We start from the raw sequence: 12,610 nt of genomic DNA, 5'->3' as shown, positions 1-12,610 counted from the left end.
ATGATCATAACTTCAGCAAAACCCTTTGAAGAAATCCTTTCCCTGTTAAAAGATGAAGACAATATCTTTGTTGTCGGATGTAACGTATGTGCTGCAAAACTGAAGACTGGAGGAGAACCTGAAGTCCTTGAGATGTGCAGGCGGCTTGAAGAGAGCGGAAAGCACGTTATAGGCTGGGCTCTTCCAACTGCAGCCTGCAGTATCCGGTCCTATGAATCTCTAGCTGAGAAAAATGAGAAAATAAAAGAGGCGCATTGCATTCTTGTTATGGGTTGTGGCAGTGGAGTTTCTGCTGTTGCCAGTGTTGTTGATTTGCCTATATATGGTTCGAACAACACTCTTTCACTTGGCGGTTCTGGTGGAGGCAAGCTTCTTTCCAACCAGTGCGTTATGTGTGGGGACTGTACCATAAGTGAATATGGCGGTCTCTGTCCGAAATCTCAATGCCCTAAGGCACTTCTCAACGGGCCCTGCGGAGGGGCTGTGGAAGGGATGTGCGAGGTAAACAGGGAAAATAACTGTGTATGGGCTCTTATCTATGAGCGTTTGAAAAAGATCAACAGGCTTGACCTTCTTTACGTTACCCATGCCCCCCAGGAGCATGGTTTTAAATAATTTCATTCCTAATATTCTTATTTAATGCTTTTTAATTTTCGTGAAAAACTGAACTCCAGGAAGTTTCTGGTTACTGTTGAAGTCTCTCCCCCCAAAGGGACCAGGTTTTCAGCTTCCCTGGAGGATACCTGCCAGTTAAAAGGTGCTGTGGATGCCCTGAACGTTACGGACAATCAGTGCTCAATTATGCACATGAGTTCACTGGCTTTCAGCAAGCTTCTGCTCGATCAAGGGCATGAACCTATCATGCAGCTTACCTGTCGGGACCGGAACAGAATCGGGCTTCAATCCGATCTTCTGGGAGCATACGCTCTGGGAATCCGGAACATCTGCTTGATGACCGGAGATCATCCTATCTGTGGAGATCATCCAGGCTCAAAACCCGTTTATGATCTTGACTCCGTACAGCTCATTGAACTTGTCAGGAAGCTTGATTCAGGCATTGATTTTGCAGGAAAAAAGCTGGATGGAAGCACTTCCTTTTGTGCAGGCGCGGTCTCAGGCATAGATCCTGAAAATATATTGCAGTTAATAAAGCTTGAAAAAAAGGTCAGATGCGGAGCCGATTTTATCCAGACACAGGCTGTGTATGACGTGGGAAGGTTCGAGGAGTTTACGGAAGCAGTAAACCATCTTGAGGTACCTGTGATTGCAGGTTTGATTCCTCTCAAATCCCTGGGCATGGCTGAATATATGAATAAAAACATCTCAGGAATTCATGTGCCTGAAGAAACCATGCTTCGAATGAAAGATGCAGCTTCCCCTATAGAAGAAGGTCTGTTAATAGCTTCCGAAACTATAAAAGAATTGACAAAACTCTCACGAGGGGTTCACATTATGCCAATCGGATCTCACAAAAACACCCCCAGACTGCTTTCCATGGCTGGAATTTCAGATAAACAACGGGATCCCGAAAATTCACTTTAACTGGGAGATTTCTTCTCTTTTTCTTCCAGTGCCGAGGCTTTCAGGTCCTGTGTATTTTGTGCAATTACCTTCATTTTTTGAAAAAAATTTCTTCTTATAATTCATACCTCGTTCTTTTTACCTACTTTTAACTTTAAAGTGGGAAGTCTCCTTCCTCGGAGCGTAAGCGACAGATGGGAGATGAAAGCCGTTAACTTCTACAAAACAACAGTAGCATAATAATTTATATTTATTGTTACATCAATATAGTTATATCTATGTAGTATAAACTGAATTGTAGGAGCCATTCTGTGTATTCACTCCATTATCATTTAGTTCAGTGTGTGAAATATAGGAGAAAAGCTCTAACGAACCCTTTAGTTGTTGATTTTCTTAAAACTAAAATCCATAACATAAGTGAAACATTCGATGTTGAAGTGCTGAATATAGAGTGTGACAAAGACTATTTTCACTTATTATTTTCAGCAAAACCTTCGCTTGATATTCCAAAATATATAGGGTCCTCTCGAATTCACCCTTAAATTGAACCATATTTGTCCTTTTTTATACCAATTAAATCAGATCACAGTTTTCCTAAAAGAAGTGAATCCTATATTTAAAATAAATTTTAATTAAAGCCTTAATAAGCCTTCAATTTTATGGAAAAGGATATAAAATCCTCTTCTGACGATATATTATGAAAGCTCCGTTTATTCCACTAAACAAAGATTCAAATGGAAATTGTTATCTGAAATATTAAATGTTTTTGATTTGAGATCTTGCAGGCAAATACTCACAAGGAGGAGCATTGTGCCCCTCTCAAGATCAGTGCCTGCAATTAAAATCGTACTCTTAAGCATGTTTTTTCCTGTAGAATTACCTATGCTATCAGAGAATTAAACGAAAGGGAAAGCTTGAGAAATTTCCTAAAAATCAGTTCGGTACCAACTGAAAATGAAATTTATGGCATTCTTAGTAAGTATGAACCAAACCAGTTTACTTATTTTGTTTTTGAACTCTTGAACGAATTATGCCCTAAGAGAAAAAAGGATCAATAGGCATTATCAGTGACAGTACTGACATAAACCTTAACCTGAACTGGCATGCAAAAAAGATTACCAAAAAAAGCCTGGAAAACAAAGAATACAAGTGGGGCCACTCAACTCATAGAGGATTCTTCATTGGCGTGAAACTGACTCTTGCACTTGAATATCAAACATTGAAACCTTTAGCATTTCTGATTAATGAAGCAAATGTATCAGAACCTAAAATTTATCCAGAAATACTCAAGGAACTCAAAAAACGGAGAATATTAAAAGCAGGAGACATTGTTTATGCTGATAGAAGATACTATTCTTACGAAAACTATGGTATATCTGTGAGAGAGTTCAGGGTGGTACCTTTAATTTTTCCAAGGAAAAACTGTAATTTTAAGAAACTTTTCAATATGCTGAGATACCCTCTGAAAATATTTGATTCAAGGAGAGACACTAAAAAGGAAATTAAAATCTACAAAGAAATGATTGCAAAATTATGTGGACAACCAGGGCAAATATGCATCTGACGAAGAAGATAAAGATCAATCCAACTGAAGAACAGATAGATGTTCTTTGGCAATTATCTGAACAATGTAGATGCCTCTATAATTTTGCTTTAGCTGAAAGAAAAAACTCATGGGAAACTGAACAAAGAACTGTAAAGTACGTAGAACAACAGAATCACCTTCCAGCATTGAAAGAAAGTTTCTCTCATAAGGCAAATGAAATTCCATTATCTTTTGAAGTCGGAAACGTCTGTGATTTGTTGGCAATCAAGCAGGTTGAAATCTACAATTATGATCCGTACAAGGGTAGAGGAAATTTCGTTGTATCAATAACATATGATGAAAATCCTATAAGTCCCATAACAGAGTATGTTGATAACGATTTGTATCAAGCAATAGACTTAGGAATCACGAAAATAGTAACAGCAGTAAACACTCAAGGAAAATTCTTTGAAGTTAAAACACCACGTTCAGATCAATACTGGAATACAAAAATAGATACAATCAAATCCAGAAAAGATCATTGTAAAAAAGGAAGCAATAGATGGAATAGACTGCACAAAACATATATAAAGATGGAAGCAAAAAAGTCTAATCAGATAAAAGATTTTCAACATAAGCTTTCCAAAACCATGATTGAGAACACCAGAGCCAATACAATAATTGTTGGTGATCTTAACGTAAAAAAAATGGCTCAATCAAAGAAAGTAACTGGAAAAAGAAAACGTCCTCAGAACAGGATTACAGATGGATACTTGCATCACTGCAAATATCCAGGTGACGTAATCACTCGAAAGAAGCTCCTTCCTCGCTTTCATCAGAAAGCAGGGCGGGGTAGTTCACATACTCCCAGTAAATACATTATAATCGACACCACCTGTACATTACTGTATCCTGCATGGGTTTATGAGGGTTGGGAGTTTTTATGTTTCTTTCTGTAATCCGGATTTGTTGGTGGATTTAGAGTTTTTCCGCCAGAATCAGAGAGCTCGAAAAGGAGGTCACAATGAAGGTAATGAGTATCATATCATGTAAAATCTTTGAGGATGAAATTGTCCATTTAGTGGAGCATGATGAAGAGGTGGATGAAGTTATAGTACTGAAAAATGGGAGTTCGGAGGACATTGTACGGAAGTTTGGTGAAATTGGCTGTTCCTGCCGGGAATTGACTCTCAATAATATCGAGGCACAAAGGTTCCTTAAGGATGTGATGCGTGTGGACAGGGAGGGCCTCATGCTTGTGATCAACATCCTTGAAGTAGTTGGCATGGGAAAAAAGCGTACTATGCTGAAAACGAACTTATATGATGCGATTCTGAAGATGTCGCTCTTCTCAGACAAAATGCTTTTGTTCTATGGGCTTTGCGGAAACTTGCTCAAAGATATTGAGATAGATTTCAAGTACCTTAAGTGTCCTCTCACATTGCTCAGGGACCCCGAAGGAAACATCGTTGATGACTGCATCTGTGCGGCTCTAGGGGGCAAAAGAGCTTTCGTGGAAAAAATAAAGGGTTTCAGGGGTAAAAGGGTTTTCATGCTTACTTCCATGTGGGCTGCCAACTGGGAAAAAATGGTTGTAGCTAACGGGTTTGCCCGGAGTCTGGAAAATCTCGAAGAGTCAAAGCTGGTATTTCGGGCTGCCAGATATACTCAGGTAGCAAAGATTAATGCCGGCTTAAACTATCAGCATAATTTCGAGTCCAGGGTAAGGGAATTTGCAGCTTTCTATAATTTTGAAATTACAGAAATCGAAACTGACCAGGCTATCTTTGAAATGTGTTACAGTGAACTGAAGCATTCGCTTACGGCCCCTGTCTTAATGTAACCTCTCTGGAAAAAGTTATTTCAGGTCCTATTTTGATCCTGCCGTAGATAACTTTTAGTTTATCAGGTTAAATATTCCGGGGGCATTTCCTCATTTCAAAGCTTTTTTATCCCTGAGTAGGGGTTTTCTAGAGTATTTGGATACATTTATCAATACCTTTCGGTATTTTACGGTTTGATTCTATCTATATTGATTTTACGTTTCCGAAAATCGAGATTAATCACAGTTTTTTAAAGGCATCAAAATGAGTCCAGAAATCACTTCCATCCAGATGTTTGGGATTAAGACCCCTATCATCAGAGCAGGGGATGACATCGTGCAGACCCTTGAAGTTGCACTGCAGGACACTGGCATTATTCCAGTTGACGGGGATGTTTTTGTGCTGGCTGAGTCGGCTGTTGCCACAGCGGAAAAAAGAATCATCGAACTTGCCAGCATCAGTCCTGGGGAAAAAGCATTATCCCTCGGGGAAAAATACGGGATAGACCCGAGAGAAATGGAGCTTGTGCTTCAGGAATGTGATGAGCTCTTTGGGGGCGTCCCCGGAGCCGCACTTACGATTACAAAGGGCATCCTTTCTCCCAATGCTGGAATAGATGCTTCAAATGCCCCTGACGGCTATGTAGTCCTGCTTCCGGTAGACCCTAGAAAAAGCTCCGAAAACATCCGGAAAAGGCTTGAGCAGCGTTACTCCTGCAGACTGGGAGTTATTATAGGGGACAGCAGAACTCAGCCCCTGCGGTTAGGCTGCACGGGGATTGCACTCGGAGTATCAGGCTTTGTGCCTGTGGAGGATGCAAGGGGCGCTTTTGATATTTACGGAAAGCCCCTCCGCCTGACTTACAAAGCAGCGGCGGATAACCTGGTTTCAGCTGCCGAAATCCTTATGGGAGAAGCCGGAGAAAGGGTTCCCTGCGTGCTAATCCGGGGCGCTCCGGTAAAAATGGCAGATGAGTCTCCGGAGATGCCAACAATCTCAATGGAAGGGTGTATGTATTTCGGCAACATCATCAGGGGCCAGAACAATGATCCGGAAAAAGAGAATCCGGAAACAGGGAATCAATAAAAAGCTTGCTATAACTCCCTTTTCGGAATACGTTTAAATACAAGCCCGCAGGACTGAGATAAGCGTTATATATTCTCGGCGATAATATATACAATAAATTGAGTCCCGATCCTGTGTCCGGTAATTCCACCTTCATGTCAATCAATCATTCAGGATTGGGGTTTAGCAGCCGTGCCGTACGGACGCATATACAATTCCTCTGCACGCTGACTGGAATAGATAAACCAAAAACAGTAAAAGTCTCAGTCGTTTCAAGTATTGCAGGTGATTTTATGAAACCGTTGTTATTGGACTTTTCCGCAACATGGTGTGGACCTTGCAGAATGCAAAAACCTATTCTTGAAGAGCTCGAGAAAAAGTACGGGGATAAGGTAGAGTTCAAGGTTGTCGATGTAGATGAAAACCAGGAGCTTGCCTCAAAGTACAGCATACACGCTGTCCCGACCCTGATCATTGAGAAGGATGGGACTGAAGTAAAGCGCTTTATGGGTGTAACCCAGGGCAGTGTACTGGCATCTGAACTCGATAAAATTCTCTGACCTCTGTATTTCTGGAAAAAAGCCGCCCTGGTTCGGGGAACCTGAGGGCGCACAAATTTTTAGAAGATTTCTTTTACAACCTCTTCAACCGGAGGTTTTTATTCCTGAATTATTATTTTTGAAGTTTTATTCCTGAATATTTATTCCTGAATTATTATCTTTAAATTTTTATTCCTGAATATTTATTCCTGAATTACTATCTTTAAATTTTTATTTCTGAATATTTATTCCTGAATTACTATCTTTAGATTATTATTCCTGAATATTTATTCCTGAATTACTATCTTTAAATTTGTATTCCTGAATATTTATTCCTGAATTACTATCTTTAAATTTGTATTCCTGAATATTTATTCCTGAATTACTATCTTTAAATTTTTATTCCTGAACATTTATTCCTGAATTACTGTCTTTAAATTTTTATTCCTGAACGATTTTTCTCACTATTTCTCCAAGAGTTTTTCTATTTAAGGCACTGAACTCAATAGATTTTTTACCAATCCTGATTGGAGTTTAATTTTTCCTTTTTTCAACAAAATTTCAGTTAAACTTCAAGCTAAAATTAATAACTCAGGAGCTCAAAGATCAGAAGAATTCAAGTAGTGTTTGAAAATATTTTTGTAATGAAAAACGGCAAAAACTGATGTCAAAACAAAAAATCTACCTGTAATAAGCGACTTTAATCTTTTTTAAAGCTTTTTAAAGTTATTTTTCCGGTGCCTAATAAAAGTAGAATTCCAAATAAACTACTAAAATAATGTTAGTTCAATGAGATAACTATTTATAATGAGTGCAAGTACTTTCTAATATAGTAAAAACATACAACAACTTAAAACATAAAACAACTTTACAGTGGGGGAAAAACATGAGAATAAGAGTAGTTAGTTCAAGAGAAGAAATCTTTACACTTAATCCGAATGAACGTATTGTTCACCTGGCTTTCAGACCTTCTAACAAGGACATTTTTGGATTGGTTGAAACCTGCCCGAAGATTGAGGTAATTCAGTTACCTAAATCTTACATGCGTACAGTCTCAAAGTCCATAGAAATGTTCCTTGAGATGCAGAGAATCCAGCTCATCGAAGGAGATGTCTGGGGGCACCGGAAAGACATTAACGAATACTACAGCATTCCAATCTCAGTGATTGAAAAGATTAAAGAAATGAAAATCGAAGGTAAAACCACTGAGGAGATTGAGAAAAAGATTTCAAGGGAAAGCAAGTTGAACCCTGAAATGGTCAGTTATATCCTGGATAAGGAAACTACTGCCTGATTTTCTTTTGGAGCATGCCCTTAAGGCTTTGCTGGAGATTAGAGTGTACAGTTTGTCGATTCCACATTTATATTATATATAATCTCCAGTTTAACTCTTCTTTTTAAGGATAATTGGGTAATTTTTTGCAGATATTGTTCCTGGCATTCAGGTAGGACTTCCTTGCAATTTCCATACTGCCTTCCCTTTCAATAATACTCATATCAAAAATCCGGGCAAAATGAGAGACATTTTTGTCGAATTCTTCTCCTCTGGAGATTTCATTACTGATTTTAACAACGTTTTTATACAAAGGACTTTTTAAAAAATGTTTATCTACGTCAGAAGTACCTAATGATTCTTTTTTCATTTCTGTCCAGCCGGAGGCCCACATAGGGGTAAGGTATATCATACCTGTGCCGTTTCCACTCTGCATAACCTCAGCATAATTATCGTTGCCCCCAAGAGCTACGCTGATACAGTCATCCACAATTTCTCCTTTTTCATCTTCGAGAAAATATAGAGGGCAATCAAAATCTTTGAACTCAGCTTCCAGGCTCCTTAACGGGCGTCCGCAGTTCCCATAAAATATAAGAATTCCATCTGAAAAGTCTGCCATTTCCTTCATATTTCGGTAGATTTCAGACTTTAAAAGGTCACAATCTGCATGCAGGCCAAGCTTCAGAATGTTTACCACTACGGTGATTGTTTTTCTGTTCTTTCCCTTCATATTCTCATGTATTTTCCCTAAAAGTGGAAGCTTCAATAGAAAATCAGGACATTTCCTGGATTCGGGACGATTCATCTGTTTTGTGAAAAAAGATATCCTGTCAGGAGGAAAAAGCCTGACCTGGCAATTTCTGGATTTAAGCTTTCGAATAAACCTGAAACATTGCCTGTTTTCAACTGTGATTAATCGTACTGCATTCAGGTCTTTTGAGAGGACATAAACAAGTTCGTCCTCAAGCATTTCACAAGCAATTATGCTCAGTACAGGCATCAGTGAACCATCTCTCATGTTCCGTTATTTATTCTTAATTTCCATTTTCATTATTCCGATTTCCACTTTCATTTTCCCGTAACAATCTTCGAAAATTTCCTGGTTGCCATTATTAAATTCCAGTATTTCAAAATCAAAAAGTTCTGCAAATTCTCTAATAGCGTCATCGAAATTTTCAGTGTATTCAAGCCCGGTATTAATTTTTGCAACCCTCTTATAGCCAATCATTTCATGGGTTTTTTTCATCATTTTCAAGGCTTTATCCGGGTCTTTGTGCAGCTTATCCAGTTCAATAAACTCTCTCCAGCCCTTACTGTACATTGGAGTAAAAAGATACGTTCCAGCATCACCAACACTTTTGAGTAACCTCAGGTAGTTATCCATTCCTCCCACAGTCGCTCCTATGCAGTCGTCTACTATTCTGTTCTTTCTGTCTTTAAGGATACGAACAGGGCATGGGAATGAATTTCTTTCAAAGTCTGTTTCGATATCTCCAAGCACATTTCCACATAAGCCGTAAAAAACCAGAATCCCTGAAGAGAATGGGGCAAGGGTATCTATGTTCTCATATACCTTGTTTTTCAAATCTTTTGGGTTTTTATGCAGACCCAGTTCCATCAGGTAGACCAGAACCGTATATTTTTCACATTTACTTTTTTTCTCATGTTTATTATTTATGTCAGAAAGTAAAGGGATATTCTCAATGGGGAGTATTTTGTGCTGAATGTTTACTTTATTTAGTTTTCCTTTGAATTCCCGGATGTTTTCATTTTCAACTACAATAACCTCATCAATCGCAGAGTCATTTTCAAGAATCCAGACAATCTCGTCCTGCATTATCTTGCATGAAAGAATACTCATAATAGGCATCAAATTTCTCCTCTATAAAATCAGTATATAAATACATTTTACTTACTTACATATAAGTAAGTCGCAGTTCGAGAAAAATCAACCCTTCCGTAAAAATCAATCCCTCCACCCAAGATCGGATTTTATTAGAGCAATTGATCTGACAAGCGTTTTCCTTCCCTTAATGCTGGATAATTGCCTGGCACCCAGTAAGGTTTCAAATATCGCATCCGCACGTACCTCCACAGGATCTGAGAAATTTAACTCTCCCTGCTCCAGACCGGTTTTCAGAACTCTGGAAAGCCAGTTCAGGATCTCATCCAGTAACAGAAGATGCTGCTTTTTTACCTTTTCCGGAAGTTCTTCAAAATCAAGCATCAACGAACCTGGTGGACAGATACTTTTGCCTTCATCAAATTCTTTCAGGGCATAATCAAAATAATATTGAAGCTGCTCACGGGCTGAACCTCCCGATTCCACTATTTGAGCAATATTTGCAGTAAATTTCTGCCTGCTGACCTCCAGAAAGGTTGCAACCAGATCTTCTTTTTGGGGATAATAGTGATGGATTGCCGCATTCTTTATGCCCAGTTTCCGGGAAATGTCTCTATAACTGAATCCATTATAACCCCGACACTGCAAAAAGTTCCCTGCATAATGGAGTATCTGTTGATTGGTTTCGTTCATCTCTTTCATAACAGAACACTTACTTATCAGTAAGTAACTAAGGGGTACACACTCATATAAAGGTTAGTTTCTTGATTTACTAGATAAGCCTATTCCGATTACTGGATAAATATAGACCACCAATTTACTTGTTTTCCCTAATCTTAAATACCTTAAGTAGTATCTCCTCAGAGATTGGCGTGATTTCTAAAAAATTAATTGACCTTGGAGTGCTCGCGCTCAGGCAGCGCAATTCCCGAGGAACCTTTAAACCCCATGTCTCACTCCGTTTCAGGGACAATGAAGGAGATTTACGTACTTTTTCTATTGATACGACCCGGACTCTGGGAAAGTGCCCCCAGCCCGATGCTTACCTGATTACCCATGCCCATTCCGATCATCACGGAAAATCTGCTATGCTCTCTCCGCGGGCGGTCTGTACGGAAAAAACAGCAACTGCTCTTGAAATCAGGCACGACAAAAAATATGCGGGCAGCATGTGCAGGCTAGGGGATGAAATTGAAGTCGAAGGGGTGAAGGTAAGGACTTGCCCTACGGAACACACTGTTGGCGCCGCGGCTTTTTACTGGGAAAACGATGTAGGAACAAGAATCCTGGTCACAGGAGATGTCAAGGATGCCAGCAAGCTTCCTCCCTGCGATGTCCTTATAACTGAAGCTAACTACGGAGACCCTAAAGACCCGTCCTGTCATTTTGCTGATGACCTTGACCGCATGAAATGCGCCCTTTTTGAGAGCGGACCTGTTGCCTTCGGAGCATATGAGTTCGGAAAAACCCAGCGTGCTGTTGAACTAATAAGAGGCTTCGGGTACGATGGCACAATTCGGATGGGAACCCGGACCAGGGTGCTTACGCGGAGCATGCTTGAAGACGCAGGAGAACTTGCAGGGCTTGACTCCGGAAATGAGGATGACGTTTTCGTGGTGGCTCCCTGGAATCTTAACAAGCTCCCGTGGAATGTGAAAAAGTATGTGTTGAGTTGCCGGGCTGATTATCCGTATCCTATTATCAAGATAAGTGACCACCTTGATGCGTGCGGGCTTGAGGATATGGTCCGAAAGCTTAATCCCGAAGTCACTCTTGTTTACCATCCCGGAGGAGACAGGCCTTCAAAATTTTCAAAACATTTAAATTCAATAGGGATCGATTCGATATCTATAGATCAGATCGGTAATGTTTTAAGCAATGAATTTATTTAAATCCCTGAAACCCGGCCCTAATAATAAAGGTCTAAATATTTAAATATGATGATTTAAATCTGATACTTTAATTTGATAACTCCGGTCTGACAGGTTTCAATTCAAACTTCAGACACCGGGCTGATAATCCGGTCTAACAGTTTGAGTCACCACCTGATAATTTATTTTCAAATCTATTTATGTAAGTCTAGATCCAATTATTAGGTACACGGGGTCAAATGTAACTCTAATTTAATAAACCCTAATTGAACTAATTTAACTAATAATATCAATGAATCAAATTTGAACTAATTTAACTAATAATATCAATGAATCAAATTTGAACTAATTTAACTAATATCACCGAATCAAATATTATCATTGAAATCTATAATCCCATTTTTAATCATTTTAAACTTTTAATTAATACTATATTCCCAGGAAAGAGAATTGCTGTTCAGGAGAGAATGCAGGTTGAGTAAACAAACCCCAAAGTCAAAAGCCAGAAAGGAACTCGCAAAAGTTTCCGAGGCTTCCGTAGAAAGTGTCCCAGAAATTGTTGAGGCTCCCGAAAAAAAAATCCTTATCAAGCAAAAGACCCCCGAAGAAAAGCAGAAAGCTCACAGAGAAGGCATTATAAAAACAATTGTATCTTCAATACTTGGAATAATCTCCGGGGTTGTAATGTTCAGCCAGTATGGGGCAGGCGAAGACCGGATCTGGTATGCCATACTCGTGATCGTTATAGGAATCACATATTATATCCAGAGGATTCTTTACCCTATGATTAAGATAGATACTAAGGAATTCAAGGCTAAAGACTGGATTTTCGTAGAGTTCATAGTTGTAGACTTCTTCCTTGTTACATGGACACTGCTCCTGAATTGAAAAACTCTTTCCTGGGTTTCAAAAAAGGCTTTTTCTAAAGAGGGCCTTTTTATCCCGGCTCTTTTGCTATCGGTTTTAACCTTTATTTTCACTTATGTACTCAGACATAATAATATTTTTTATTAATATGGTATTTCATACCTGCAACATCCCAACGGTTCATATACCAGGGCAGGCATTTCATAACCGAGAAATGCTGTAGATGCTTGACGGCTTTATATGTGGTATAACTTTGATACTTATTATCATTACAAAAATCAGA

Annotated in this window: 13 protein-coding genes and 1 pseudogene; 11 read left to right on the top strand and 3 right to left on the bottom strand. The window is 39.1% G+C overall.

The window, feature by feature from the left end; all coding sequences use genetic code 11:
• From MSWHS_RS03485 to MSWHS_RS03450, 9 genes and pseudogenes are all read left to right on the top strand, one after another.
• Positions 1-615 (top strand): methylenetetrahydrofolate reductase C-terminal domain-containing protein, encoded by a 615-nt coding sequence (locus MSWHS_RS03485; RefSeq protein ID WP_048126086.1) that lies wholly within the window; start codon positions 1-3, stop codon positions 613-615.
• Positions 616-639: 24 nt separating this feature from the next.
• Complete coding sequence (locus tag MSWHS_RS03480) at positions 640-1,542, top strand: methylenetetrahydrofolate reductase (RefSeq protein WP_048126084.1); 903 nt, start codon at positions 640-642, stop codon at positions 1,540-1,542.
• Positions 1,543-1,832: 290 nt separating this feature from the next.
• Positions 1,833-2,063, top strand: a complete 231-nt coding sequence (gene tnpA, locus MSWHS_RS18880; protein ID WP_255350484.1) for an IS200/IS605 family transposase — start codon at positions 1,833-1,835, stop codon at positions 2,061-2,063.
• 155 nt (positions 2,064-2,218) lie between these two features.
• Positions 2,219-3,052: pseudogene (locus MSWHS_RS18875) on the top strand (transposase); the annotation flags it as partial.
• Positions 3,053-3,054: 2 nt separating this feature from the next.
• The gene (locus MSWHS_RS19965; protein ID WP_231585558.1) at positions 3,055-4,005 is read left to right on the top strand and encodes a transposase; all 951 of its coding nucleotides are present in this window, start codon (positions 3,055-3,057) and stop codon (positions 4,003-4,005) included.
• Between the two features lie 65 nt (positions 4,006-4,070).
• Positions 4,071-4,889, top strand: coding sequence for a DUF1638 domain-containing protein (locus MSWHS_RS03465; protein WP_048126082.1), 819 nt, complete (start codon positions 4,071-4,073; stop codon positions 4,887-4,889).
• Positions 4,890-5,133: 244 nt separating this feature from the next.
• Entirely contained in the window at positions 5,134-5,955 is an 822-nt protein-coding gene (gene cofE / locus MSWHS_RS03460) for a coenzyme F420-0:L-glutamate ligase (RefSeq protein WP_197074018.1), read from the top strand.
• Positions 5,956-6,227: 272 nt separating this feature from the next.
• Positions 6,228-6,494, top strand: a complete 267-nt coding sequence (gene trxA / locus MSWHS_RS03455; protein WP_048126079.1) for a thioredoxin — start codon at positions 6,228-6,230, stop codon at positions 6,492-6,494.
• Between the two features lie 865 nt (positions 6,495-7,359).
• Complete coding sequence (locus MSWHS_RS03450) at positions 7,360-7,767, top strand: DUF1699 family protein (RefSeq protein ID WP_048126077.1); 408 nt, start codon at positions 7,360-7,362, stop codon at positions 7,765-7,767.
• Positions 7,768-7,870: 103 nt separating this feature from the next.
• On the opposite strand, the gene MSWHS_RS03445 is transcribed toward MSWHS_RS03450, so the two are convergent.
• The 3 genes from MSWHS_RS03445 to MSWHS_RS03435 all read right to left on the bottom strand — a co-directional run bounded on the left by MSWHS_RS03445 (position 7,871) and on the right by MSWHS_RS03435 (position 10,291).
• Positions 7,871-8,764: a DUF1638 domain-containing protein gene (locus MSWHS_RS03445; protein WP_231585557.1), complete on the bottom strand. Its 894-nt coding sequence runs from the start codon at positions 8,762-8,764 to the stop codon at positions 7,871-7,873.
• A 6-nt stretch (positions 8,765-8,770) separates the two neighbouring features.
• Positions 8,771-9,616, bottom strand: a complete 846-nt coding sequence (locus tag MSWHS_RS03440; RefSeq protein ID WP_048158746.1) for a DUF1638 domain-containing protein — start codon at positions 9,614-9,616, stop codon at positions 8,771-8,773.
• 96 nt (positions 9,617-9,712) lie between these two features.
• A complete protein-coding gene (locus MSWHS_RS03435; RefSeq protein WP_048126073.1) occupies positions 9,713-10,291 on the bottom strand; it encodes a TetR/AcrR family transcriptional regulator in 579 nt (192 codons plus the stop codon).
• Between the two features lie 170 nt (positions 10,292-10,461).
• Between MSWHS_RS03435 and MSWHS_RS03430 the strand changes: the two genes are divergently transcribed.
• Positions 10,462-11,481 (top strand): MBL fold metallo-hydrolase, encoded by a 1,020-nt coding sequence (locus MSWHS_RS03430; RefSeq protein WP_048126071.1) that lies wholly within the window; start codon positions 10,462-10,464, stop codon positions 11,479-11,481.
• Positions 11,482-11,934: 453 nt separating this feature from the next.
• Entirely contained in the window at positions 11,935-12,348 is a 414-nt protein-coding gene (locus MSWHS_RS03425; protein WP_231585556.1) for a hypothetical protein, read from the top strand.
• Positions 12,349-12,610: the final 262 nt, after the last annotated feature.

Origin of the sequence: Methanosarcina sp. WWM596, from assembly GCF_000969965.1 — an archaeon.
Classification (GTDB): domain Archaea; phylum Halobacteriota; class Methanosarcinia; order Methanosarcinales; family Methanosarcinaceae; genus Methanosarcina.
The sequence above is the reverse complement of the archived record's forward strand: the minus strand, read 5'-3'. Positions and strand labels throughout refer to the sequence as shown.

Coding starts and splice junctions, on each gene's coding strand:
- MSWHS_RS03480 (WP_048126084.1), top strand. CDS start 640: ATGCTTTTTAATTTTCGTGAAAAACTGAACTCCAGGAAGTTTCTGGTT.
- MSWHS_RS19965 (WP_231585558.1), top strand. CDS start 3,055: ATGTGGACAACCAGGGCAAATATGCATCTGACGAAGAAGATAAAGATC.
- MSWHS_RS03485 (WP_048126086.1), top strand. CDS start 1: ATGATCATAACTTCAGCAAAACCCTTTGAAGAAATCCTTTCCCTGTTA.
- cofE (WP_197074018.1), top strand. CDS start 5,134: ATGAGTCCAGAAATCACTTCCATCCAGATGTTTGGGATTAAGACCCCT.
- MSWHS_RS03450 (WP_048126077.1), top strand. CDS start 7,360: ATGAGAATAAGAGTAGTTAGTTCAAGAGAAGAAATCTTTACACTTAAT.
- MSWHS_RS03440 (WP_048158746.1), bottom strand. CDS start 9,616: ATGCCTATTATGAGTATTCTTTCATGCAAGATAATGCAGGACGAGATT.
- trxA (WP_048126079.1), top strand. CDS start 6,228: ATGAAACCGTTGTTATTGGACTTTTCCGCAACATGGTGTGGACCTTGC.
- MSWHS_RS03445 (WP_231585557.1), bottom strand. CDS start 8,764: ATGAGAGATGGTTCACTGATGCCTGTACTGAGCATAATTGCTTGTGAA.
- MSWHS_RS03465 (WP_048126082.1), top strand. CDS start 4,071: ATGAAGGTAATGAGTATCATATCATGTAAAATCTTTGAGGATGAAATT.
- MSWHS_RS03435 (WP_048126073.1), bottom strand. CDS start 10,291: ATGAAAGAGATGAACGAAACCAATCAACAGATACTCCATTATGCAGGG.